Genomic DNA, 524 nt, shown 5'->3' with positions numbered 1-524 from the left:
CTCGGCGACGGCAGCCAGTGGGGCATGAACATCCAGTACGCGGTTCAGCCTTCGCCGGACGGCCTCGCGCAGGCGTTCATCATCGGCCGTGATTTCGTGGGCAACGATCCGTCGGCGCTCATTCTCGGCGACAACATTTTCTACGGCCACGATCTCGCGAAGCAGCTGGAGCGCGCCGATCAGCAGGATCATGGCGCGACCGTGTTCGCCTATCACGTGCACGATCCCGAGCGATACGGCGTGGTCGAATTCGACAAGCAGTTCCGCGCGCTGTCGATCGAGGAGAAGCCGCTCAAACCGCGCTCGAACTACGCGGTCACGGGCCTCTACTTCTACGACAGGCGGGTGTGCGATATCGCCGCGGATATCAAGCCGTCGCCGCGCGGCGAGCTCGAAATCACCGACGTCAACTCGCGTTATCTGGCGGACGCCGCGCTCAATGTCGAAATCATGGGGCGCGGCTATGCGTGGCTCGACACCGGCACGCACGATTCGCTGATCGAGGCGGCGACCTTCATCGCGAC

General features: G+C 63.5%; 1 protein-coding gene. It reads left to right on the top strand.

The annotated features are described in order from the left end of the window. Positions 1–524, top strand: a 524-nt coding sequence (locus ACTJLC_RS31830; RefSeq protein WP_440846440.1) for a sugar phosphate nucleotidyltransferase, incomplete at both ends; no start/stop codon positions are given.

This window comes from Paraburkholderia sp. 22099 (assembly GCF_052045835.1).
Classification (GTDB): Bacteria; Pseudomonadota; Gammaproteobacteria; order Burkholderiales; family Burkholderiaceae; genus Paraburkholderia; species Paraburkholderia terricola.
Note: the sequence above shows the minus strand (reverse complement) of the source record. Positions and strands in the feature narration are given on the sequence as shown.